At 72.4% G+C, this 23,810-nt stretch carries 21 protein-coding genes and 1 pseudogene; 7 read left to right on the forward strand and 15 right to left on the reverse strand.

The window, feature by feature from the left end:
- Positions 1-4: 4 nt before the first annotated feature.
- The 7 genes from TR42_RS06770 to TR42_RS06800 all read right to left on the reverse strand — a co-directional run bounded on the left by TR42_RS06770 (position 5) and on the right by TR42_RS06800 (position 5,393).
- Positions 5-328, reverse strand: coding sequence for an AzlD domain-containing protein (locus TR42_RS06770; RefSeq protein WP_042214302.1), 324 nt, complete (start codon positions 326-328; stop codon positions 5-7).
- A complete protein-coding gene (locus tag TR42_RS06775) occupies positions 325-1,017 on the reverse strand; it encodes an AzlC family ABC transporter permease (RefSeq protein ID WP_042214548.1) in 693 nt (230 codons plus the stop codon). The genes TR42_RS06770 and TR42_RS06775 overlap by 4 nt, the downstream gene beginning before the upstream one ends.
- Positions 1,005-1,631, reverse strand: a complete 627-nt coding sequence (locus tag TR42_RS06780) for a GNAT family N-acetyltransferase (RefSeq protein WP_052405738.1) — start codon at positions 1,629-1,631, stop codon at positions 1,005-1,007. The genes TR42_RS06775 and TR42_RS06780 overlap by 13 nt, the downstream gene beginning before the upstream one ends.
- Positions 1,632-1,683: 52 nt before the next feature.
- Positions 1,684-2,208 carry a dihydrofolate reductase gene (locus tag TR42_RS06785; RefSeq protein ID WP_042214304.1) on the reverse strand — a complete coding sequence of 175 codons (525 nt, stop codon included), beginning with the start codon at positions 2,206-2,208 and terminating at the stop codon, positions 1,684-1,686.
- Between the two features lie 8 nt (positions 2,209-2,216).
- Positions 2,217-2,975, reverse strand: coding sequence for a thymidylate synthase (locus TR42_RS06790; protein ID WP_236623393.1), 759 nt, complete (start codon positions 2,973-2,975; stop codon positions 2,217-2,219).
- A gap of 107 nt (positions 2,976-3,082) precedes the next feature.
- Complete coding sequence (locus TR42_RS06795; RefSeq protein WP_042214306.1) at positions 3,083-3,760, reverse strand: GAP family protein; 678 nt, start codon at positions 3,758-3,760, stop codon at positions 3,083-3,085.
- A gap of 1 nt (position 3,761) precedes the next feature.
- Positions 3,762-5,393: a SulP family inorganic anion transporter gene (locus TR42_RS06800; protein ID WP_201770786.1), complete on the reverse strand. Its 1,632-nt coding sequence runs from the start codon at positions 5,391-5,393 to the stop codon at positions 3,762-3,764.
- A gap of 178 nt (positions 5,394-5,571) precedes the next feature.
- Between TR42_RS06800 and TR42_RS06805 the strand changes: the two genes are divergently transcribed.
- From TR42_RS06805 to TR42_RS06830, 6 genes are all read left to right on the forward strand, one after another.
- Complete coding sequence (locus TR42_RS06805; protein WP_042214310.1) at positions 5,572-7,440, forward strand: alkyl/aryl-sulfatase; 1,869 nt, start codon at positions 5,572-5,574, stop codon at positions 7,438-7,440.
- Positions 7,441-7,525: 85 nt separating this feature from the next.
- Complete coding sequence (locus TR42_RS06810; protein WP_042214312.1) at positions 7,526-7,858, forward strand: cupin domain-containing protein; 333 nt, start codon at positions 7,526-7,528, stop codon at positions 7,856-7,858.
- 73 nt (positions 7,859-7,931) lie between these two features.
- The gene (gene dapA, locus TR42_RS06815; protein ID WP_042214314.1) at positions 7,932-8,825 is read left to right on the forward strand and encodes a 4-hydroxy-tetrahydrodipicolinate synthase; all 894 of its coding nucleotides are present in this window, start codon (positions 7,932-7,934) and stop codon (positions 8,823-8,825) included.
- A gap of 10 nt (positions 8,826-8,835) precedes the next feature.
- Positions 8,836-10,518 (forward strand): ribonuclease J, encoded by a 1,683-nt coding sequence (locus TR42_RS06820; protein ID WP_042214316.1) that lies wholly within the window; start codon positions 8,836-8,838, stop codon positions 10,516-10,518.
- Positions 10,519-10,641: 123 nt separating this feature from the next.
- Positions 10,642-13,338, forward strand: coding sequence for an FtsK/SpoIIIE family DNA translocase (locus tag TR42_RS06825; protein WP_081953231.1), 2,697 nt, complete (start codon positions 10,642-10,644; stop codon positions 13,336-13,338).
- Complete coding sequence (locus TR42_RS06830; RefSeq protein ID WP_042214318.1) at positions 13,323-15,581, forward strand: bifunctional diguanylate cyclase/phosphodiesterase; 2,259 nt, start codon at positions 13,323-13,325, stop codon at positions 15,579-15,581. Before TR42_RS06825 ends, TR42_RS06830 begins: the two co-directional genes overlap by 16 nt.
- Before the next feature lie 33 nt (positions 15,582-15,614).
- Here TR42_RS06830 and TR42_RS06835 read toward each other — a convergent pair whose 3' ends face one another.
- The 8 genes and pseudogenes from TR42_RS06835 to TR42_RS06865 form a co-directional block, all read right to left on the reverse strand.
- On the reverse strand, positions 15,615-16,403 hold the full coding sequence (locus TR42_RS06835) for an IclR family transcriptional regulator domain-containing protein (RefSeq protein ID WP_042214319.1): 789 nt from the start codon (positions 16,401-16,403) through the stop codon (positions 15,615-15,617).
- Between the two features lies 1 nt (position 16,404).
- Entirely contained in the window at positions 16,405-16,872 is a 468-nt protein-coding gene (locus TR42_RS06840) for a hypothetical protein (RefSeq protein ID WP_425305731.1), read from the reverse strand.
- Between the two features lie 9 nt (positions 16,873-16,881).
- Positions 16,882-17,061: pseudogene (locus tag TR42_RS15430) on the reverse strand (TetR/AcrR family transcriptional regulator); the annotation flags it as partial.
- A gap of 46 nt (positions 17,062-17,107) precedes the next feature.
- Positions 17,108-18,076: a phosphotriesterase family protein gene (locus TR42_RS06845; protein WP_042214323.1), complete on the reverse strand. Its 969-nt coding sequence runs from the start codon at positions 18,074-18,076 to the stop codon at positions 17,108-17,110.
- A gap of 17 nt (positions 18,077-18,093) precedes the next feature.
- The gene (locus TR42_RS06850; protein WP_042214324.1) at positions 18,094-19,146 is read right to left on the reverse strand and encodes a DctP family TRAP transporter solute-binding subunit; all 1,053 of its coding nucleotides are present in this window, start codon (positions 19,144-19,146) and stop codon (positions 18,094-18,096) included.
- 38 nt (positions 19,147-19,184) lie between these two features.
- Positions 19,185-20,048 (reverse strand): shikimate dehydrogenase, encoded by an 864-nt coding sequence (locus TR42_RS06855; RefSeq protein WP_042214326.1) that lies wholly within the window; start codon positions 20,046-20,048, stop codon positions 19,185-19,187.
- Complete coding sequence (locus TR42_RS06860) at positions 20,045-21,319, reverse strand: TRAP transporter large permease (RefSeq protein WP_042214328.1); 1,275 nt, start codon at positions 21,317-21,319, stop codon at positions 20,045-20,047. Before TR42_RS06860 ends, TR42_RS06855 begins: the two co-directional genes overlap by 4 nt.
- Positions 21,316-21,885 (reverse strand): TRAP transporter small permease, encoded by a 570-nt coding sequence (locus TR42_RS06865; protein WP_052405742.1) that lies wholly within the window; start codon positions 21,883-21,885, stop codon positions 21,316-21,318. Before TR42_RS06865 ends, TR42_RS06860 begins: the two co-directional genes overlap by 4 nt.
- Before the next feature lie 131 nt (positions 21,886-22,016).
- On the opposite strand from TR42_RS06865, the gene TR42_RS06870 reads away from it, so the two are divergent.
- Positions 22,017-23,804: a sugar phosphate isomerase/epimerase and 4-hydroxyphenylpyruvate domain-containing protein gene (locus tag TR42_RS06870; protein WP_042214330.1), complete on the forward strand. Its 1,788-nt coding sequence runs from the start codon at positions 22,017-22,019 to the stop codon at positions 23,802-23,804.
- Positions 23,805-23,810: the final 6 nt, after the last annotated feature.

The raw sequence follows: 23,810 nt of genomic DNA on the forward strand, positions 1-23,810 counted from the left end.
CGCCTCAGCCCCACCCGAGCGCGCGCAGCCCTGCGGCCACGCCGGCGGCGACCGCCACCACCACGATGAACGGCGCGCGCCGCCACAGCAGCACCGCGGCGACCGCGACCGCCGCGAGGCGAGCATCGATCACCAGCGTCCGCCCGGACGCGAACGTCTGCACCGCGACGAGCGCGGACAGCAGGGAGACGGTGACGAACGCCGCGATGCGGTGGACGCGAGGGTTCTCGAGCCAGGACTCCGGTACCGAGTGGCCCGCGAGCTTGGTGGCGAATGACAGGACCCCCGCCGCGACGATCGCGACCCACATCCAGGCGTAGGCGCTCATTCCGGCACCTCCTCGGCGCGCGGGTGGCCCCAGCCCGCGACGATCGCGACCGCGGCGGCCGCGAGCACCGGGACGCCCGCCGGGGTGATGGGGGTGAGCGCGAGCGCGAGCACGCACGAGGCGGCGGCGACCGCCTGCGCGCGGCGATGCGCCAGGCGCGGCCACACCAGCGCGAGGAACGCGGCGGCCGCGGCGGCGTCGAGACCCCAGTCCGCCGGATCGCCGATGCGTGAGCCGAGCAGCGCGCCCACGAGCGTGATCGCGTTCCAGCCGAGGAAGACGCCGATGCCCGTCCACCAGAAGCCGGTCCGCCGCGCGTCGGGATCCTCGGCGGGCTGGGCGAGGGCCACCGCCGTCGACTCGTCGATGGTGACCTGGGCGGCCGCCGCCCGCCGCCACCCGCGCATCGGCCTCATCACGGGCGCGAGCCCGACGCCGTAGAAGCCGTTGCGGAGCCCGAGGAAGGTCGAGGTCGCCACGGCCGAGAACGGGTGGCCGCCCGCGCCGATCACGCCGACGAAGGCGAACTGCGAGCCGCCCGAGAACACCAGCAGCGACAGCGCGCACGTCTGCCACACGTCGAGGCCCGCGGCGACGGACAGCGCCCCGAAGCTCAGCCCGTAGGCGCCGGTCGCGAGCGAGACGGACAGCGCCTGCTGACGCGTCGCGTCGAGGCTCACGCGGGCCACGCGCGCTCCGCGCCGTCGGCGTCGAAGGCCGCGGGCCGCGGCGTCGAGGCGAGCGGCCCGGACGCGAGCGCCTCGCGCGTCGCCCACCAGGTCACGCCGGGCTCCTTGGTGCCGCCGTCGAAGCACGCCTCGCCGCACGTCTCGCGCCGCGTGAAGCCCAGCCGCGCCGGCACCGCCGCGCTGCGCGCGTTCGACGCCGCGTGGGAGATGTCGACGATGGCCGCGCCGGCCAGCTCGAGCGCCACGCGCGCGAGCGCGGCCGAGGCCTCGGTCACCAGGCCGGCGCCCTGGTGCGCGGCGTCGATCCAGTAGCCGATCATCAGCCGCTCCGGGTCCGTGCCGACGTGGAAGCCGGTACCGCCCACCAGCGTCCCCGCGTGATCGAACATCCCGAGGACGAACTCGGTGCCGGCCTCGGCCTGCGCGTTCACGTCCTCGATCCACGCGCGCCGCTGCTCGACGCTCTGGGGCTCGAAGGCGATCCACTCCATGTAGCGCGCGAGGTGATCGATGTTGCGCGCGACGGTCGCGGCGAGCGCCTCCGCGTCCGCGGCCTCGTAGCGGCGCAGGACCAGGCGCTCGGTCTCGATGCGCGCAGGGACATGCCAGGTCATGGCGTTCATCCTGGCATCGAGGGCGGGGGCCACGGAACGGTCCCGCGGCACCTCAGTCCTGGCGGTGACCCTCGGCGGGGACGTAGGTGACGAAGCGGTACGTCAGCCCCGAGGCGGACGTCGCGGGCTCGGTGGAGGCCGCCACGGACCAGTCGTCGGCGGCGAGGTCGGGGGCGAACGTGTCGCCCGCGACCAGCGTGTCGATCTCGGTGATCTCGAGCGCGTCGGCATGCGCGAGCGCGTCGGCGAACAGGCCCGCGCCGCCGATCACCCAGGTGTCGGTCCCCGGCGAGAGCGTCGCGGCCGTCTCGAGGGCATCGTGCAGGGACGATGCCCCGGTCGCGCCGTCGGGAGCGTCGCCGGAGGTCACCACGATGTTGACGCGGCCCGGCAGGGGCCGGAAGCGGGGAGGCAGCGACTCCCAGGTGCGCCTGCCCATGATGACGGCGTGGCCGCGGGTGAGCGCCTGGAAGTGCGCGAGATCCTCGGGGAGGTGCCACGGCATCGTGCCGTCGAGCCCGATCACCGGGCGGTCGGCGAGGTCGCGCGCCTGGGCCCAGATCGCCTTGATCGCCACGGGCGCGCTCAGACCGCCACGGGCGCCTTGATGCCCGGGTGGTGCTGGTAGTTCTCGATGACCACGTCGTCGATGTCGTAGTCGAACAGCGAGTCCTTCTTCTCGAGCCGCAGCGTCGGGTACGGGAACGGGTCGCGCGAGAGCTGGCGCTCGACCTGCTCGAAGTGGTTCGAGTAGATGTGGCAGTCGCCGCCGGTCCAGACGAAGTCGCCCACCTCGAGCCCGGTCTCGGCCGCGATCATGTGGGTGAGCAGAGCGTAGGACGCGATGTTGAACGGCACGCCGAGGAACAGGTCCGCGCTGCGCTGGTAGAGCTGGCAGCTCAGCCTTCCGTCCGCGACGTAGAACTGGAACATCGCGTGGCACGGCGGCAGCGCCATCTCGTCCACGAGCGCGGGGTTCCAGGCGGTCACCATGTGGCGGCGCGAGTCGGGGTTGGAACGGATCGACTCGACGACGTTCGCGATCTGGTCGACGTGGCGGCCGTCCGGCGCGGGCCACGAACGCCACTGGTAGCCGTAGACCGGCCCGAGCTCGCCGTCCTCGTCCGCCCACTCGTCCCAGATGGTGATCCCGCGCTCCTGGAGCCAGCGCACGTTGGTCTCGCCGCGCAGGAACCACAGCAGCTCGCCGACCACGGAGCGCACGTGCACGCGCTTGGTGGTGATGAGCGGGAAGCCCTGCGAGAGGTCGTAGCGGATCTGACGGCCGAAGACCGAGACGGTGCCGGTGCCGGTCCGGTCACCCTTGGGGGTGCCGGTGGCCATCACGTCGCGCAGCAGGTCCTCGTACGGGGTGGGGATCGCGGTCACGGGGTCCAGCGTACGCGCGGGGTCGGACGAAGCGGCGGCGCCCTCGCCGGAGCAGGCCGGCGTCAGAGCTGCCCGAGCCCCTTGCCGAGCATCTCGACGCCGAGCACGAGCAGCAGCACCGCCATGATGAGCGCGTTGTTGGCTGCCAGCCATGCACGGAGCGTGTCGAGCGGACCGCGCATCCGCTCGGCGGCCGCCAGGTACGCGATGACGGGCACGGCGACCGTCGACGCGGCGAGCACGGTGAAGACGACGAGGGCCACGGCGGTGGTCCCGGTGGGCATGGTGTCGGTGGCACCCGCGCCGATCGAGATGCCCGCGCTCGCGCACAGCAGCAGGTTCTTGGGGTTGACGCCCGACATGAGGAAGCCGAAGGCGAGCGCTCGGGGCAGGGTGAAGCGGTCGATGGCGCCCATCCAGGAGGGCAGGGGCGCCTCCTCGCCGGCGGCGGGACGCGCACGCCACGAGCGTGCCGCGAGGAGCAGCAGCAGCGCACCCAGCGTCAGCTGCGCGATGCCCACCGCGGCGACGGACTCGCCCGTGCCCTCCGTGTACGACCCCGAGAGCGCGATGAACGCCGTCGTCGCGACGAGGATCCCCAGCACCCAGCCGAGCAGGAAGCCCACCCCGGTGACGCGCGCTTGCGGCGACAGCAGCATGAGGATCGCCGCGATGATGGGGATCGGGCTGATCGCCACTCCGACGGCCAGAGGCAGGACCCCTCCGATGACGGCACCCATGTCACTCCTCCCGTGCGCGCATGAGCGCGCGCAGCTCCTCGGCGCGGGCGTACCCGCGCTCCACGGATTCCAGGACCGTGCCCGTCTCCGCGATGACGTTCTGCGGTCCGAGCGCTTCGAGCGCCCCGGTGCGGTCGAGCAGCGCGCGCAGGCGGGGCTGCACCCCGCAGATCACGAGCCCGACTCCCGCACCGCGCATCTCCGCGGACCTCCGGCCCAGCATCTTGAGGAAGGTCGCGGAGGGCACGCCGAGCGACCCGCGCACCGAGACGACCAGCGCGGCATCCGTCGCACGCGTCGTGTCCGGCCAGTCCTCGTCGAGCGGCCCGACCTCGGCGAAGAAGCCGTGGCCCGAGTAATGCAGCACCGTGGTGCGGTGCGAGGGAAGCACGGCGGGCGCATCGTGCACCGTCCACCCGCCGCCCTCGCGTCGCACCTCGATCAGCGCGCCCGCGCGGCTGTTCTGCACCGCGGTGAGCATGATCGACAGCGCCGCGCCGATGAAGATCGCCTGCTGGAGCGGCAGCGCCGTGGTCGCCCCGAACGTCACGATCATCGCGGCGAGCGACGCGGTCGACGTGCGCGCGACCAGCCGGATGTCGGCCATGCGTCCCTCGACGATCTCGGCGCCGATGATGAGCATCAGCCCGCCGATGACGGCCATGGGGATCTCGCCCGCGAGCGGCCCGACCAGCAGCACGATGAGCCCGAGCGACAGCCCCGCGAAGATCCCCGACCACCGCGTCCGCGCGCCGGCGCTCGTCGCCACCCCGGTGCGCGACAGCGAACCGCCGGTCGGCAGCGCCCCGAAGAACCCGCCGGCGACGTTGGCCGCGCCCTGCGCCACGAAGTCCTTCGATGCATCGGCCTTCGACCCGTCGGGGTTGGCGACCGCCGCGCCGATGCCGGCGGCCTGCGCGAGTGCGACCAGCGCGACGGCGAGCGCGCCGGTGATGAGCGCCGGGAACGCCTCCAGGTCCGGCAGCGTGAACGGGGGGAGCGACCTCGGCACAGCCGCGATGTCCGCGACCGTCTCGACGTCGCGGGCGAACAGGAAGGCGACGATGCTCGCGACCACGAGCGCGACGAGCGTGGCCAGGGCGCGGAGCGACCGCACCCGCCTCGCGACGAACCACACCGCGACCGTGCCGACCGCGACCGCGACCGTGGGCCCGTCCCAGTCGCCCACATGGACGACCGCCTCCACGAGCCTGCCGACGGTGTTCGACGACGTCGGGGAGTAGCCCGTGGCATCGTTCACCACCCCCGCCAGGATCTGCACCGCGATGCCCGTGGTGAAGCCCGTCATCACCGCGGTCGAGACGAAGGCCATGACGGCGCCCATCCGCAGCAGTCCCATCGCGAGCATGACCAGCCCCACGAGCACGGTGAGCGTCGCGATCCCGCCGATGCCCCCCGGATCGAGCCCGGCGGCGGCCATGACGCTCTGCGACGTCAGCGCGATCGCGCTCGTCAGGGTGGTCACCATGAGGACGGTGCGGGCGAGCATCGAGCCGACGATGGTGGGCACCACCCCCGACCACAGGCCCAGGGGCGCGGCGAAGCCGCCGATGCTCGCGTAGGCCATGCCCTCGGGTATCGAGAACAGGCCCGTCACGAAGCCCGAGGACACGTCGCTCCACCTCGGCCGGGTGAAGCTCCGCTTCGTGTGCGCAGCGCTCGGCTGCCCACTGGCCATGCCTTCACGCTAGCCCGGTGCGAGGGACGATGCGCGGCGTGCGGGCTCCGGTTGCGCTGACAGATGCGCGGGTCGACGCTGGAACCGGGTCCCCTCGAAGCCGGAGGCTGCCATGCGCCAGAACGACCCCATCCCCGCGATCGAGGAGGCGCATCGCCACCACCTCGCGACGCTTCCGTTCGACGACGAGCGGGACTTCGAGGACGCCGACCGCGGCTTCCTCGGCACGCTCGCTGATCCGGTGATCCGTGACGACGACGGCAAGGTGGTCTGGGACGCGTCGACCTACGACTTCATCGAGGGCGAGGCGCCCACATCGGTGCACCCGAGCCTGTGGCGGCAGTCGACCCTCGCGGCCCGGCATGGGCTGTTCGAGGTGGTCGAGGGCCTCTACCAGGTGCGAGGTCTGGACCTCTCGGTGATGTCGCTCATCGAGGGCGACGCCGGCGTGATCGTGGTGGACCCGCTCATCTCCAAGGAGACCGCGGCAGCCGCGCTCGCGCTGTACCGCGAGCACCGGGGCGACCGACCGGTGACCGGCATGATCTACACGCACGCGCACCTCGACCACTTCGGCGGTGCGTTGGGCATCGTCAGCGCCGAGGAGGCTGCGGAGCGAGGGCTTCCCATCATCGTCCCCGAGGGGCTCGTCGGTCACGCCGTCGCGGAGAACGTGTACGCCGGCACCGCGATGGCCCGCCGCGCGGGCTACATGTACGGCGCTGCGCTCGCGCGCGGGCCGAAGGGTCAGGTGGGCGCCGGGCTCGGGCAGACCACCTCGACAGGCCACCCCGGCATCGTCGTCCCCACGCACGAGGTCACGGCGACGGGCGAGAAGGTCACGGTCGACGGCGTCGAGCTCGAGTTCCAGATGGCGCCGGGCACCGAGGCGCCCGCGGAGTTCCACTTCCTGGTCCCGCGCTACGCGGCGCTGTGCATGGCGGAGAACGTCACGCACAACCTCCACAACCTGCTCACGCTGCGCGGCGCGCTCGTGCGCGACCCGAACATCTGGGCGCACTACCTCACGGAGGCGATCCAGCTCTTCGGCGACCGCGCTGACGTCATGTTCGCCTCGCATCACTGGCCCACCTGGGGTCGCGAGCGGCTGGTCGAGTACATCGGTATTCAGCGGGACCTCTACAAGTACCTCCACGACCAGACCCTGCGCATGCTCAACAAGGGACTCACGGGCGCGGAGATCGCGGAGGAGATGACGCTGCCACCTGCGCTCGAGAAGGTGTGGGGCACGCACGGCTACTACGGCTCGGTGTCGCACAACGTCAAGGCGATCTATCAGCGGTACATGGGCTGGTTCGACGGCAACCCCGCGCGGTTGTGGCCGCACCCGCCGCAGGCTCTGGCGGAGCGCTACGTCGGCGCGATGGGGGGCGTCGACAGGGTGGTCGACCTCGCCCGCACCGCGTACGACGAGGGTGACCTGCGGTGGGCGGCGACCCTGCTCGACCATGCGGTGTTCGCGGCGCCGGACGATGCTGCGGCGCGCGAGCTGTACGCCGACACCCTCGAGCAGCTCGCCTACGGCTCGGAGAACGGCACGTGGCGCAGCTTCTTCCTGTCGGGCGCCACGGAGCTGCGGGAAGGCGCGTTCGGCACGCCGACGGCGACGGCCGCGCCGGATCTGGTCGCCCAGCTCAGCCCCGAGCAGATCTTCGACGCGATCGCGATCACCGTGGACGGGCCGAGTGCGTGGGACCTCGACCTCGCGCTCGACGTGGTGCTCACGGACCTCGGCCGGAGGTTCCACCTCACGCTCCGCCACGGGGTGCTCGTCGCCGCCGAGGGCTCGGCCCGCGACGTGCCGCTGACGCTCACGCTGACCAAGCCGCGCCTGCTTGCCGTGCTCGCGGGCGACCTCGCGTCGCCGGGCATCACCACCGATGGCGACCCGGTGGTGCTCGAGCGCCTGCTGGGCGTGCTCGATCCGGGGGATCCCGAATTCGAGATCGTCCTACCGTGACGGGCCGCGCATGCACCGCCGCCGGCGGTGCTGTCGCGGTCGCGGGGACGATGCGTTTGACTGGCCCGGAGGGAAGGAGCCGCGCATGGACGTGGAGAACCTCCGAAGCGTCGTGGAGGATCAGCTCGAGCTGGCCCGGGCGGAGTCCAGCGGACGTCACTCGGTCACCCTGATGGGCGACCGCGCGAGCGACCTCAGGCAGACGGTGATCGCGCTCGCGGCCGGGCATCGGCTGCACGATCACGAGAGCCCCGGCGAGGCCACGCTGCAGGTGATCAGCGGCGAGGTGGAGCTCAGCACCGCGACCGGCGCGGCGACGCTCGGCGAGGGCGATTACCTGGTGCTCCCTCCGGAGCGCCACGGCCTCGAGGCGGTCGCGGACTCCGCGGTGCTCCTCACCGTCGCGACGCGCGCCTGATGCCGGGGTGCGCTCGCGCCCGTCGCCGTCGGGTGACCGCGAGACACCCCTCGCGCGCGGTAGGTTGAGTGCCATGACTTCCTCCGCGCGCCCCTTCGGCACTGTGCTGACCGCGATGGTCACCCCGATGCACGAGGGAGGGGCGCTGGACCTCAAGGCGGCGCAGGATCTCGCACGCTACCTGGTCGCTCACGGCTCGGACGGGCTGGTCCTCTCGGGCACCACCGGCGAGGCCCCGACCACCCACGCGCCGGAGAAGGTCGACCTGCTCGTGGCGGTCCGCGAGGCGGTGGGCCCGGACGTCACGATCCTCACCGGCGCCGGCTCGAACGACACCGCGCACGCCGTGCGCATGGCCGAGCAGGGCGAGGAGGCGGGAGCCGACGGCATCCTCGCCCTCACGCCCTACTACTCCAAGCCCACCCAGGCGGGCGTGGTCGCGCACTTCCGCGCGATCCTGGGCGCGACCAGCCTGCCCGCGATGCTCTACGACATCCCCGGCCGCACGGCGCTCGCGATCTCGGACGAGTCCTACGACGCGCTCGCCGCCCACCCGCGCGTGGTCGCGGTCAAGGACGCCACGGGCGGCGTCGACGCGGCCAAGGAGCGCATCGAGCGCACCGGTCTCGCCTGGTACTCGGGCGACGACCCGCTCACCCTCGACTTCCTCCGGGCAGGCGCCGTCGGCGTCGTGTCCGTCTCGTCCCACGTGGTGGGACGGGAGATCGCGGCGATGATCGCCGCGCACGAGGCGGGCGACACGGCGCAGGCCGAGCGCCTCCACGAGTCCCTGCTTCCGGTGCACGCGGCCGTCTTCGGCGGCCCGGGCGCCATCAACGCGAAGTCCGCGCTGCACTGGCTCGGGGTCATCCCGGGCCGCGCGATGCGGCTTCCCCTGCTTCCCAACCCGCCGGCCGAGCACGATGCGCTGATCGAGAGCCTCGAGGCCGCCGGCATCCACCCCTGACGGAGACCGCATGACCTTCAACCCCGACCTGCTCCCGCCCCCGGCGCTCGAACCCGGCACCCTCCGGCTCGTCCCGCTCGGCGGCCTGGGCGAGGTGGGCCGCAACATGCACGTGCTCGAGCTCGACGGGCGCCTGCTCATCATCGACTGCGGCGTGCTCTTCCCCGAGGACCACCAGCCCGGCGTGGACCTCATCCTCCCCGACTTCTCGTACATCGAGGACCGTCTCGACGACGTCGAGGCGATCGTGCTCACGCACGGCCACGAGGACCACATCGGCGCCGTGCCCTACCTCCTGCGCATGCGCAGGGACATCCCCATCCTCGGCTCGCAGCTCACGCTCGCCTTCGTCGAGGCGAAGCTCCGCGAGCACCGGATCACCCCCGTGACCCTCGCGGTCAAGGAGGGCCAGCGCGAGAAGCTGGGCCTGTTCGACCTCGAGTTCCTCGCGGTCAACCACTCGATCCCGGACGCGCTCGCGGTCTTCGTGCGGACCTCCGCCGGCACCGTGCTCAACACCGGCGACTTCAAGATGGACCAGCTGCCGCTCGACGGCCGCATCACGGACCTGCGCGGCTTCGCGCGTCTCGGCGAGGAGGGCGTCGACCTCTTCCAGGTCGACTCGACCAACGCCGAGGTCCCCGGCTTCACCACCGCCGAGGTCGAGATCGGCCCCGTGCTGGACCGCCTCTTCATGCAGGCGACCGGGCGCATCGTGGTCGCCTCCTTCGCGAGCCATGTCCACCGCGTCCAGCAGGTGATCGACGCCGCGGAGGCGCATAGCCGCAGGGTCGCGTTCGTGGGCCGCTCGATGGTGCGCAACATGGGCATCGCCGCGGACATGGGCTACCTCCGCGTGCCCGACGGCATCCTCGTCGACCCGAAGAAGGCCGACGACATGCCCGGCGAGAAGGTCGTCTACATGTCGACCGGCTCGCAGGGCGAGCCGATGGCCGCGCTCAGCCGCATGGCGACCGGCGACCACAAGGTCACGGTGGGGGAGGGCGACCTCGTCATCCTCGCCTCGTCGCTCATCCCGGGCAACGAGAACGCGGTGTTCCGCGTCATCAACGGCCTCATGCGCCTCGGCGCCACGGTGGTCCACCAGGGCAGCGCGCGCGTCCACGTCTCGGGTCACGCGAGCGCGGGCGAGCTGCTCTACTGCTACAACGTGCTCCGTCCCAAGAACGTCATGCCGATCCACGGCGAGGTGCGCCACCTGCTCGCGAACGGGCACCTCGCGATCAAGACCGGCATCGCGCACGAGAACGTGATGTTCGCGGAGAACGGCACCGTGGTCGACCTCAAGGACGGCGTCGCGCGCGTCGTGGGCGCCGTCGAGGTGCACCACGTCTACGTCGACGGCTCGTCCGTGGGCGAGATCACCGACGCCGAGCTCAAGGACCGCCGGATCCTCTCGGAGGAGGGCTTCGTGTCCGTCTTCGCGGTGGTCGACTCGAGCAACGGCCGCGTGGTCTCCGGCCCCGAGGTCCACGCCCGCGGCCTCGCGGAGGACGACTCGGTCTTCGACGTCATCCTGCCCGACATCAAGAAGGCCATCGAGGACGCCGCCAAGGGCGGCTCGACCGACACGCACCAGCTCCAGCAGGTCGCGCGTCGCGTGCTCGGCCGCTTCGTCGGCACCAAGCTGCGCCGCCGTCCGATGATCATCCCGGTGGTCGTCGAGGCGTAGCCTCGCGCACGGTCGCGGCGACCTGACGCCGCCCCCGCATCGTCCCCTTCGGGTGGGGACGATGCGGGGAGCGCGCGGGGTGGCGACGCCGTGCCGTCGGCGCCCGCCGCTACCGTGTGTGCCATGGCACAGACGCGACAATCACGACCCGCGCCGAGGACGCAGCAGGCGAAGCGCTCCTCGTCGTCGAGCTCGCGCTCGACCGCGCAGGCCAAGCGCCGGCCCCCTGCACTTCTGCGCGGCATCGCCGCGATCGGACGCGGCACCTCGAACGCCCTCGGCTCGGGCGTGCGCAGCATCGGCCACGGCGCGCGCGACGTGCCGCCGGCCGTGCGCCGCGACGGCATCGCGATCACGCTCGTCATCCTCGCGATCCTCATCGCGGCGCGCGAGTGGTTCCAGCTGCCCAGCTGGGCCGGCACCGGCATCCACTGGGTGGTCGCGGGCCTGTTCGGCCTGCTCGCGTACGGTGTGCCGGTGGTGCTCGGCATCATCGCGGTGCGCCTCATGCGCGCTCCGCAGGAGGAGGGCACCAACCACCGCATCACGCTCGGCGCGCTGCTCCTCGCGATCATGGTGGACGGCATCATCCACATCGCGAAGGACCAGCCGGGCCCGACCGACGGCGCGCAGGGGCTCCAGGACGCCGGTGGCGTGCTCGGGTTCCTCATCGGCACGCCGCTGGCCATGCTCGTCACGGTGCCGCTCGCGATCGTGGTGCTCGTGCTCGTCGCGCTGCTCGCGGTGCTCATCATCTTCGGCGTCTCGATGCGCGAGGCGGCCGCCTGGGTGGGCGAGGTCGCGTCGAAGGTCCGCGCGGACCACGGGGACGGCGGCGAGAGCACGGACAGCGACGAGCTCGACCTGCCCGAGCATCGGACGCTCGAGCGCCCCGGCGACACCAAGGTCATCAAGCCGGCCAAGGGCCGCGCCAAGCGCATGCTCGACCGCGCGATCCACGGCGAGCAGCCGGCGGCGGAGGAGGACTCGCTCGACGCGTACGAGGCCGACGAGGCCTTCGCACAGGCGGCCTCGGTGGAGCGCACCGAGTTCGACGACATCATCGACCCGGACGGTGCCCACGCCCCGGCCACGGAGGTCATCTCGCCGTACGCGGTCGAGGAGGACGCGCCGTGGGGCGACCCCGAGCCCGCGCCCTGGGACCCGGAGCCCGAGCCCCAGCAGGCGCCGCAGGACGTCGCGACCCAGCTCATCGAGGTGCAGGAGGACGTGCACGCGCCCGAGGCGACGCACCTCGTCCCGGAGGGCGAGCAGGGGGTGCTGGAGAACTCGCTGCCCTACGTGCTGCCGTCGCTCGAGATCCTCGCCAAGGGCGCGCCGCACAAGGAGCGCTCCGCGGCCAACGACCGCGTGGTCGCCTCGCTCACCAACGTGCTCGAGCAGTTCGGCGTCGACGCGGAGGTCACCGGCTTCACGCGCGGACCGACGGTCACGCGCTACGAGGTCGAGCTCGGTGCGGGCGTCAAGGTCGAGAAGATCACCCAGCTGAGCAAGAACATCGCCTACGCGGTCGCGAGCGCCGACGTGCGCATCCTGTCGCCCATCCCGGGCAAGTCCGCGATCGGCATCGAGATCCCCAACGTCGACCGCGAGACGGTCGCGCTGGGCGACGTGCTGCGCTCGCAGGTCGCCGCGCGCAACGACCACCCCATGGCGATCGGCATCGGCAAGGACGTCGAGGGCGGCTACGTCATGGCGAACCTCGCGAAGATGCCCCACCTGCTGGTGGCGGGCGCCACGGGCGCCGGAAAGTCGTCGTTCGTCAACTCGATGATCACGTCGATCCTCATGCGCGCGACGCCCAACGAGGTCCGCATGGTCCTCGTCGACCCCAAGCGCGTCGAGCTCACCATCTACGAGGGCATCCCGCATCTCATCACCCCGATCATCACCGATCCGAAGAAGGCCGCGCAGGCCCTCGAGTGGGTGGTGAAGGAGATGGACATGCGCTACGACGACCTGGCGCTGTTCGGGTACAAGCACATCGACGACTTCAACAAGGGCGTCCGGGCCGGCAAGGTCAAGCCGCTGCCCGGCTCCGAGCGCAAGATCAAGACGTACCCGTACCTGCTCGTGATCGTCGACGAGCTCGCGGACCTCATGATGGTCGCGCCGCGCGACGTCGAGGAGTCGATCCAGCGCATCACGCAGCTCGCCCGTGCGGCGGGCATCCACCTGGTGCTCGCGACGCAGCGCCCGTCGGTCGACATCATCACCGGCACCATCAAGGCCAACGTGCCGTCCCGCCTCGCGTTCGCGACGTCCTCGCTCGCGGACTCCCGCGTGGTGCTCGACACCCCCGGCGCGGAGAAGCTCATCGGTCAGGGCGACGCGCTCTTCCTCCCGATGGGGGAGAGCAAGCCGATGCGTGCCCAGGGCTCGTGGGTGTCGGAGTCCGAGATCCACGCGGCGGTCGAGCACGCGAAGCGTCAAGCGGATCCCGAGTACCGCGAGGACGTGGTCCAGGCGACCACCACGGCCGGAGCCGTGGCGGAGGACATCGGCGACGACCTCGAGGACCTGCTCCAGGCCGCCGAGCTGGTGATCACGACGCAGCTGGGATCGACCTCGATGCTCCAGCGCAAGCTCAAGATGGGCTTCGCCAAGGCGGGCCGGCTCATGGATCTCCTCGAGACCCGGGAGATCGTCGGACCCTCCCAGGGGTCGAAGGCTCGTGACGTGTTGGTCACACCTGACGATCTTGCCTCGACTTTGGCTGTTCTCAGGGGTGATGGTGGCGCTACGGTTGGCTCCACCCCGACCCCTGAAGCTGAGGACGAGGAATGGGTGGAGTCGTAGAGCTCTTCGCGCAGCCGGCATTCGTCGCCGGAGTCGGCGCGCTCCTCGTCATGCTCGCGCTCTGCGCGTTCTACTTCTTCTGGCGGTCGGGACGCGAGCGCGCGGCGCGCGACAAGGCGCTCGCGCGCGAGCGGCGGCTGCGCCACCAGTTCGACGCGGTGATGACCTCGTCGCGCGACGGCGTGCTGCTGGTCACCGACGACGGCGAGGTCGCGCTGATCTCCGACATCGCCTGCTCGATCCTCGGCCTCAGCGCGGCCGATGCGACGGGCACCCCGCTCACCCGCCTGCCGGTGCGGGCGACCGACACGAGCATGCGCCCGCTGCTGGCGTCCGACGCCTTCGCGCCGACCGAGGACGGTCGCCCCCGGGTGATCGGCGTGCCCGGGCGGCGCGGCGCCGACGACATCCGCTGGCTCCATGTGCGCTCGCGCCGGGTCGTCGACCCGGGCGACGCCGGGCCCGTGCGGATCATCACCGTGATGGACACCACGGGCCTGCGCGAGGCGGCCGAGGCGCTCAGCCGGTCCGATGCGCAGTTCCGTCGCGCGATGGAGAACGCGCCGACCGGGATGGCGCTGGTCGATCTCGAGTGGCGGCTCATGGAGGTCAACCGCGCGTTCGCCGAGATGATGGGCTCGACGGTCGCCGCGCTCCGCGGGACGCCGTTCAGCGCGCTCTCGCACCCGCAGGACCTCCACGCCGAGCGTGATCAGCTGCAGCGGCTGTACGACGGCCATCAGAGCCACTTCTCGGTCGAGAAGCGCTATGTCAAGGGCGACGGCAACGTCGTCTGGGCGGTGCTCGAGGTCGGCCTCGTGCGGTACGCCGGCGGCGCGCCCGACCACTACGTGGTGCACGTGCGCGACACCACCGAGGTGCGCATGCGGTCCGAGCTCATGCAGCACCGCGCCATGCACGACCCGCTCACGGGCCTCGCGAACCGCAACCTCTTCCACGACGTGCTCGAGGAGCTGCTCGCGAAGCCGGACGCCGACACCCGCGTGGGCGTCATCGCGGTCGACCTCGACGGCTTCAAGGGTCTCAACGACCGCTTCGGGCACGCCGCGGGCGACGCCGCGCTCGTGCACGTCGCGGGCGTCCTCAGGGCCGCGACCGGCGGGCGCGGCACGGTCGCGCGCCTCGGCGGCGACGAGTTCGTCATCGCGGTCCAGGACCCCGACTGCTCGAAGGCCGTGGTCGAGATCGCCGCGGCGATCCACGAGGGCCTGCGCAAGCCGCTCGCGGTGAAGCGCCACCAGATCCAGCTGGCCGCGTCGCTCGGCATCGCGATGGCGGACGACGAGACCGTCGCCGGCGGGGGAGCGACGCTGCTCACCGCCGCCGATGCCGCGATGTACCGCGCCAAGGCCGCCGGCAAGAGCCGCACCGAGGTCTTCGAGCCGTCGATGCGCGTCTCCGACGACCACCACAGCGCGCTGGCCGCCGAGCTCGCGCGGGCGATCGAGCGCGGCGACCTGGTGCTGCATTACCAGCCGATCCTCGAGCTCGCCTCGCGCACCGTCGTGGGCTACGAGGCCCTCGTGCGCTGGCAGCACCCCACGCGGGGCCTCCTGCTGCCGGGCGCGTTCCTGCCGCTCATCAACGACCGCGGGCTCGCCGCGACGGCCGGAGCGGCGCTGGTCGAGCAGGCGGCGCAGTTCCTCGCGCGCACGCCGTCGGACTCGACCTGGGTGTCCCTCAACGTCTCGGCCGACCAGCTGGGCAACTCCGAGTTCGCGGACGGGGTCCTCGCGGCCATCGGGCGCCACCACCTCGCGCCGCAGCGCGTGGTCATCGAGCTGACGGAGGCGTCCCTCGTCGCCCCCAACACGCGGATCCGCCACGAGCTCACCGAGCTGCGCAACGCGGGCGTGCCGATCCTGCTCGACGACTTCGGCACCGGCGTCTCGCCGCTGTCGTACCTGCGCGACCTGCCCGTCTCGGGCGTCAAGCTCGACATGTCCTTCGTCGCGGGCATCCCCGAGGACCCCGCGGGCGCACGCGTCTCGCGGGCGCTGGGGGCGCTCGCTCGCGAGCTGGGCCTCGCGACCATCGCGGAGGGCATCGAGACCGAGGCGCAGGCCGAGTTCCTCGCGGACTGCGGCTGGCGCTACGGCCAGGGCTGGCTGTTCGGCGTCGCGCAGCCCGCCGCGACGGTGCTCGCGCAGCACCCGCTGACCGGGACCAGCATGATCGACCCGCGGCCGGCCGAGCCGGACGCGGTCTACGGCGAGCTCTAGCCTCGTCCGGGCGCCTCGGGCGCCTCGGGCGCTTCAGGCGCCGCGGGCGCCGCGGGCCGCGAGGTCGTCGGCGCGGAGGTCGTCCTCGATCTCCCGGGCCGTGGCGAGGAGACGCGCGGCGAGCGTCGCGGCGTCTCCGTGACCCGAGAGCGTGGTGACTCCGATCGCCGCCGCCACCCCGTGGAGGCCGTGCACGGGCACGGCGATCGACCGCAGCCCGTCCTCGACCTCGCCGTCCACCTCGCACCACCCCTGGCGGAGCGTCTCCCGCAGCGACTCCCGCAGCGCCACCGGGGCGGTGACGGTGCGCGTCGTGAGAGCCTCCAGCCCCGTCGCCTCGAGCCGCGCGTCCCACTCCTCCTCGGGCAGCTGCGCGAGCATCGCGCGTCCCATCGCGGAGGCGTGCGCCGGCAGCCTCGTGCCGAACGTGATCCGGGTGCTCACCAGCCGCGGGGCCGCGGTGCGCCCGACGTAGACGATCGAGGCGCGGTCGAGCACGGCCGCGGACACGGACTCCCCGAGCTCGTACGCGAGGGCCTCGAGGTGAGGTTGGGCGACGCGGGGCAGGCGCAGCGACGCGAGGTAGCCGACCCCGAGCTCGAGGACCAGCGGCGTCAGACGGTAGGCGCGCGCCTCGAAGTCCACGTATCCCTGCGCGACCAGCGCCGCGAGCAGCCGACGCGCCTCGTCCTCGCTCACCCCGGCCCGCGCCGCGACGTCGGCCGCGCCGAGAACCGGCGCATGCGCGTCGAACGCCCGGATCACCGCGAGCCCGTCCACGAGGTCCCGGGCGTCGCCGCCGGCGGCTCCCGCCGTCGTCACGTCAACCGTCCGCGGGGAGGGCGGGCGTGGAGCCGAGCCACGCGACCACCACGTCGCCGATGATCGCGCGATGGTGGTCCCGGAGCGCGGGGTCGAGCAGGTCGCGTCCGAAGAGGTGCCCGAACGTGTGCCGGTTGGCGACCTGGAAGAAGCAGTAGGAGCTGATGACCAGGTGGACGTCGAGGGCGTCGACGTCCGCGCGCACCAGCCCCTCGTCGCGGCCGCGCGCGAGGACCCCGTCGAGGATGCCGAGCGCGTCGCGGTTGAGCTCGCGGAGCGAGTCGAGCCGCGCGATGAAGCGCCCCTGGTGGATGTTCTCGATCGCGACGAGCCTGATGAAGTCGGAGTGGCCCAGGTGGTGGTCGTACGTGAGCTCGGCGAGCCTGCGCAGCGCCTCGAGCGGCGGGAGGTCGCCCGGGTGGAGGTTGCGCTCGGCCTCGCGGATGCCCAGGTAGGCGTGCTCGAGCACCGCGAGGTAGAGCTTCTCCTTCGAGCCGAAGTAGTAGTAGATCATCCGCTTGGTGGTGCGGGTGCGGGCCGCGATGTCGTCGACGCGGGTGCCGGCGTAGCCGGTCGCGGCGAACACGTCGGTGGCGACCGCGAGCAGCTCGGCGCGGGTGCGCTCCGCGTCGCGGATCTGCGCGGGGGACTCGGTCACGGCGTCAGCCTATCGATCGGGGCGCGAGGCGCCTGGGGTGCGCGGGTCATCGTCCCGCCAGGATCCGGCGGGGGTTGTCCACCTGCATCGTGCGCATCGTCGCGTCGTCGACGCCGGCGGCGCGCAGGCGCGGGACGATGCGCGTCGCGAGGTGGTCCATGCGCCAGTCCGGCGTCTCCCGGGCCCGCCACGACGGGGGAGTGACGCGCGAGAACACCGCGGCGTCGTGCGAGAGCACGATGCTCTCGGCGTAGCCGCGCTCGAGCAGCGCGAGCAGCGTGCGGACCCGCGCGTCGTCGGACTGGGTGTGCGCCATCCCGAAGCGGTCGAAGCCCAAGAACGAGCCCCGATCCGCGAGCATGCGCAGGTAGTCGAGGTCCTCGGAGTCGCCGGCGTGGCCGATGACCACCCGTCCGAGGTCGACGCCCCGCGCCGCGAGCGCCTCCTGCTGCGCGAGGCCGCCGCGGGTGGGCGCATGGGAATGGGTCATGATCGGGGCGCCGGTGCGGACGTGGGCCGCGGCGGCCGCGTCGAGCACGCGGGTGACGTCCGGGGTGAGACCCGGCTCGTCGCTCACGACCTTGATGACGGCCGCCCTCACGCCGGTGCCGGCGATCCCCTCCTCGAGGTCGCGCACGAAGAGCGCCTCGAGCGGGTCGGCGCCGCCCACCAGCCGTCCGGGGCCGTGGGTCCCGAAGAACGGCGGCAGGTCGCCCCGGACGTACCAGCCCGTCGCGACGACGATCGCGACCGGCGAGCGGGACGCGACGCGACGCACGCGCGCCACGTCGCGTCCCAGCCCAGGAACGGTGAGGTCGACCACGGTGCCCACGCCGAGCGCCGCGAGACGGGCGAACGTCGCCGTCGCCGCCTCGATCGCGGCCTCCTCGTCCCACTCGGGGTGGGGGAGGTCGCGCTCGAGCGCATCGTCGAGGACGAAGACGTGCTCGTGCATGAGCGTGACGCCCAGCTCGTCGCCCGCCACCGCCCCCGTCGCCGTGGGCACCGTGGTCATGCGGGGGTCCTGCGCGGTCAGCCGGCCGTGGCGCGCATCGCCTCGTACACGCTCAGCGAGTCGCCGGTGAACGTCTCCATGAAGAAGGCCTCGGCCTTCTCGGAGAAGGCCTCGCGGTCGACGTCGTCGACGACCTCCCACTCGTCACCGGCGCGCCACTCGTCGAGCACGACCTCCTCGTCGTCCGCCACGCACGTGGTGACCTCGGTCACCGCGGTCACGGTGGCGGCGCTCAGGGCCTCCTGCTGCTCGGCCGAGAGCTCGTCCCAGATGGGTCCGATGATGACGAGGTTGGTGTTGAGCTGGTGCGCGGACAGGCTGAGGTAGTCCTGCACCTCGGCGAAGTTCTGCGCGACGATGTTGGTGATCGGGTTCTCCTGGCCGTCCACCGTGCCGTTCTGGAGCGCGAGGTAGAGCTCCTCGTAGGCGACCTCGGTGGCCGTCGCGCCGAGCGCCTCCGCGTTGAGCAGGTACTGCGGCGAGCCCGGGAAGCGCATGCGGACGCCCTCAAGATCCTCGGGGGTGCGGATGGGTGCGTCGACGGTGGTGAAGTGGCGTGCGCCGGCGGACCAGGCGCCCAGCGTGGTCACGCCCGCGGCCTCGGCGAAGCCTTCGACCAGGACGCTCGAGTCCTCGCTCGCCATGAAGGTCGCGAGGTGGTCCGAGTCGTCGAATCCGAAGGCCGCGTCGAGGACGCTGATCGGCTCGTACACGGCGCCGAGCGCCGAGGCGCCCTGGATGTCCATGTCGATGTCCCCCGAGACCACCGACGCGATGCGGTCGGCGTCTCCGCCGAGCTGGCTCGCGGGGAAGATCTCGATGGTGAGGCCCACGTCGGCGGCCGCCACCTCATCGGCGATGACCTGGGCCCCGCAGCGGTGCTGGGGCTGCTCCTCCGTGTAGCTGTGGGCGAGCGTGATCTCGATCGCCTCGGTGCCGGTCTCGGCGGGCGCTCCCGAGTCGGAGGCCGCGGGCTCGTCCGAGTCCCCTCCCGAGCAGCCGGCCAGCAGCACCGCAGGTGCCGCCGCCATCGCGATCCACGTTGATCGCCATGCGTGTCGTGCGGTCATGGTTCTGTTCCTCTCCCTTTGCTCCCGCATCGCGGGTCTCATGCCGCCTCCTGGGCGACCAGATCCTCGAGATCGGCGAGCATCGCCCGCCGGTCCGCAGCCTCTCCGGTGAAGATCTCGAACGCGTCAGCCGCCTGGTGCATCGCCATGCCGGTGCCAGGCATGACGCGGCAGCCGCGGGCGCGCGCCGCGATGAGCAGCGCGGTCTCCACGGGGCGGTAGACGATGTCCGCGACGAACATGCGCGGGTCGAGCAGCGCGGGGTCGACCGCGGATCCCGGATGATCCGCCATCCCCAGCGGCGTCGCGTTGACGAGGCCGTCGGCGCTCGCGAGCAGCCGGGGCAGCTCCGGGGGAGCCGCGGCCCGCGCTCCCACCTGCGCCGCGAGCGCGGCGGCCCGGGCCTCGTCGGCGTCGACCACCGCGAGCGTGCCGACGCCGCGGTCGACGAGCGCGCGAGCGACCGCCGCGCCTGCGCCGCCCGCGCCGACGAGCACCACCTCGTCGCGGGCGGCGCCCGCGAGCGCATCGTCCATCGCGCGTCCGAATCCGGTGGCGTCGGTGTTGTGCCCGATCGCGCGGCCGTCCTCGAACACCACGGTGTTGACGGCGCCGACGGCCTCCGCGCTCGGGGCGAGCGCGTCGAGCAGCGGGATCACCCGCTGCTTCGCGGGGTGGGTGATGTTGAGCCCGTCGTAGCCGAGCCGGCGGGCGGCCACGATGAGCGGGCCCAGCCCGCCCTCGTCGACCTCGCGCGGAGAGACCTCGATGGTGCGGTAGACGTAGCCGATGCCGTGGCGCGCCCCCTCGCGCTCGTGGAGGGCGGGGGACAGCGACGGCGCGATGCCCGTGCCGATGAGCCCGACCAGCACGGTCGGACGGGGGGTCGTCGCGGCGGTCATAGTCCGAGCACCCCCGGCAGCCACAGCACCAGCGAGGGGAACAGGATGACCGTGAGGACGATCACGAGGAGCGGGACGATGAACGGCAGGGTGCCGCGGAAGACCTCGCCGATGCGCGTCCCCGACACGGCGGCGGTGACGAACAGCACGGTGCCGACGGGTGGCGTGAGCAGCCCGATCATGAGCGCGAGGATGAGCACCACGCCCATGACGATGGGATCCACGCCGTACTGGGCCGCGATGGGCAGGAGGATCGGCACGACGAGCACGAGGATCGCGGTGGCGTCGATCACGGTGCCCAGCAGCAGCATCATGAGCGCGGCGAGCACGAGGAACATCACGGGGCTCGAGGTGGTGGAGAGCGCGACCTCGGTGAGCATCTGGGGCAGCCGCTCGCGCGCGAGGATGTAGCCCAGCAGCGCCGCGGTCGAGACGATGAGCATGATCCCGGCGGTGGTGGTGACGGCCTCGGTGACGGCGGTGAGGAATCCGCGGAGGCTGAGCGAGCGCTGCAGCACCCCGACGATGATGATGAAGACCACGCCGACGGCCGCGGCCTCGGTCGGGGTGAAGAGCCCGCCGAGGATCCCGCCGAGGATGATGACGGGCGCGAGCATCGGCAGCAGCACGCCCTTGGCGGACTCGCGGAGCTCGGCGGCGTCGAACGCGCCCGTCTCGACGGTCTCGCGCCGCCGCACGAGGATGTAGACGACGATGCACAGCCCGACGGTGATGGCGAGCGCGGGTACCACGGAGGCCGCGAACAGCGCGCCGGTCGAGACCGCCGCGAGCCCCGCGAAGATCACGGCGGGGATGGACGGGGGCATCACGGGCGCCACGAGCGAGGACGAGGCGGAGACGCCCGTCGCGAAGCGCCGCGTGTAGCCGTGGCGGAGCATCGCGGGGATCTGCACCTTGCCCAGGGCGGCCGCATCGGCCACCGCCGAGCCGCTCATCCACGAGAACGCGAGCGACGTGCCGATCGAGACGTAGCCGAGGCCGCCGCGCACCCGGACGAGCAGCGCGAGGGCGAAGCGGAAGAAGCGCTCCGCGATGCCGGCGTGGTTCGCGAGCGTCCCGAGGAGCACGAAGAGCGGCACCGCGAGCAGGGGGAACGAGGCGGCGGCGTTGGTGACGTGGCGCAGCGACATCCCGGTGGACTGGCCGATGGTCGCCATGTAGACCAGCGACGGTCCGAGGAAGGCGAACGCCACGGGGACCCGGAGGTGGAGGAGCACCGCGATCGCGATGCCGAGGAGCGCGAGGGTCATGCGGTCGCCTCCCCGTCCTCGGCCACGGGCGTGACGGGACCGTCCGCGGTCTCGCGCAGCACCGGACCGAACAGGGCCACCTGGACCGCCGCGACGGCCGCGCGCACCGTGATGGAGATCGAGCCGAGCAGCACCGGCACGTAGACCCAGGACATCGGCAGCCGCAGCACGGGGGACTTGATGATCCCCTGCGTGGCGACCAGCGTCCACGCCTCGTGCATCAGCCCCGCGCCGGTGGCCGCGACCACGAGCATCGCGAACACCTGGACCCCGCGCACCACCATGGGGTGGGGGATCGCGTCGGCGATCTCGAGGGCGATGTGCCCGCGGGTTGACACGAGCAGCCCCGCGACGATGAAGGTGAGCCACATGAGGCTGAAGCGCGAGACCTCTCCCGTCCAGGCGATCTGGTCGATCGGGAGGTAGCGCTGGAGCGCCTGATGGAACACGAGCACCAGGATGGTGAGCAGCGCGATGCCGCCGACCGTGAGCTCGATGGCGCCGACGACGGCGCCGATCCGGCGTGCGATCGCGGCGATGCGGTCGCGTCGGGATGATGCGGTCACGAGACGTCCTTGTCTTGTGCAGGGCGCCGCGGGATCGGCGTCCAGGCATGAACGTACCGGTGGTTACATTGCGCCGCAAGGCCTGTGAGCACATCGTTATCTCGCGATGTACCGTCTGTTACATTGCGGGCATGCGGACATCGATCGCCACGGTGTGTCTCGCGGGCGGGCTCGTCGAGAAGCTGCACGCGTGCGCCGCGGCGGGCTTCGACGGCGTCGAGATCATGGACGCCGATCTCATCGCCGCGCACGAGTCGCCCGAGGAGATCCGCGCGCTGTGCGCGCGTCTCGGGCTCTCGATCGACATGTTCCAGCCGTTCCGCGATCTCGAGGGCGTCGACGAGCCGACCTTCGCCCGCAACCTCCGCCGGGCCGAGGCGAAGCTCGACGTGATGGAGCGGCTGGGCGCCGACCTCCTGCTCGTGTGCTCGAACGCCGGCACCGCGACCGTCGACGACGACGAGGTCGCGGCGCGCCAGCTCGCGGCGCTCGCGGACCTCGCCGCGCCGCGCGGGATCCGCCTCGCGTACGAGGCCCTCGCGTGGGGGCGCTACGTCGACGACCCGCTGCACGCGTACCGCATCGTCCGCCTGGCGGACCGCCCCAACCTCGGCACGTGCCTCGACAGCTTCCACGTCCTGTCGCGCGGCCACGATCCACGCGTGATCGAGGAGATCGACGGCGACGCGATCTTCTTCGTCCAGCTCTCCGACGCGCCCGCGCTCGACATGGACGTCCTGTCGTGGAGCAGGCATCACCGCCTGTTCCCCGGCGAGGGCGCGTTCCCGCTCACCGACTTCGTGTCGAGCCTGGTGCGCACGGGCTACGCGGGGCCGCTCTCGCTCGAGGTGTTCAACGACACGTTCCGCCAGACCGACGTGGTCCGCACGGCGGCGCATGCGCGGCGCTCGCTCACGTGGCTCGAGGACCGTGCCGCCGCTGCCGATGGGCGGTCCGAGGGCCGCATCGTCGGCCCCCAGCCGGCGCGCGGCGTCGACTTCGTCGAGATCGGCGGCGCGGATCTCGCGGAGGTCGAGCGGATCCTCGAGCAGCTGGGCTTCGCCTTCGCCGGGCGCCACCGCAGCAAGCCGGTGCGGCTGTGGACCGCCGGGGCCGCGCGGATCATCGTGAACGAGCAGCGGCGCGAGCGCGAGCCCGGGCTCACCGGCCTCGGCCTCACGGTGGACGATGCCGCGGCCGCCTTCGCGCGGGCGCGCGCGCTCGGCGCGCCGCAGGTGTACCGCCGCACGTACCTGGGGGAGCAGGACCTGCCGGCCGTGGCCGCGCCCGACGGCACCGAGGTGTTCTGGAGCGACCGTCCGGAGGAGGCCTCGTGGATCGGCGAGTTCGTCGGCGGGGTCGAGGCGCCCGGCGCGCTGAGCGGCGTGATCGACCACATCAACCTGGGCTACCGGTGGCACGAGTTCGACGAGGCGGTGCTCTTCGCGGGCGCGGTGCTGTCGCTCTCCACGGAGTCCGCCTCCGACGTGCCCGGCCCCGGCGGGCTGGTGCGCAGCCAGGTGATGAGGACGGAGGACGGGGTCCTGCGGGTCCCGATCAACCTCGCGCCGCCCACCGCGGCCGCTCCCGCCCGGCACGTCGCGATCCGCTGCGACGACGCGATCGCTGCCGCCCGTGCGGCGCGCGCCGCGGGGCTGCCGTTCCTGCCGATCCCCGACAACTACTACGACGACCTCGAGGCGCGCTTCGGCGACATGGTCGAGCCCGGTCTCCTGGCCGAGCTCCGCGAGCTGGGCCTCTTCTACGACCGCGAGGAGGACGGCGAGTTCCTGCACTTCTACGCGCCGGTCACCGGCGACGTGTTCGTCGAGGTGGTCGAGAGGCGCGGGGGCTACGACGGGTACGGCGCGTCGAACGCGCCGGTCCGGCTCGCGGCCCAGCGCCTCGCGCAGGCGTGACGCGCA

This window comes from Demequina mangrovi, assembly GCF_000759715.1.
In the GTDB taxonomy this organism is placed as follows: domain Bacteria; phylum Actinomycetota; class Actinomycetes; order Actinomycetales; family Demequinaceae; genus Demequina; species Demequina mangrovi.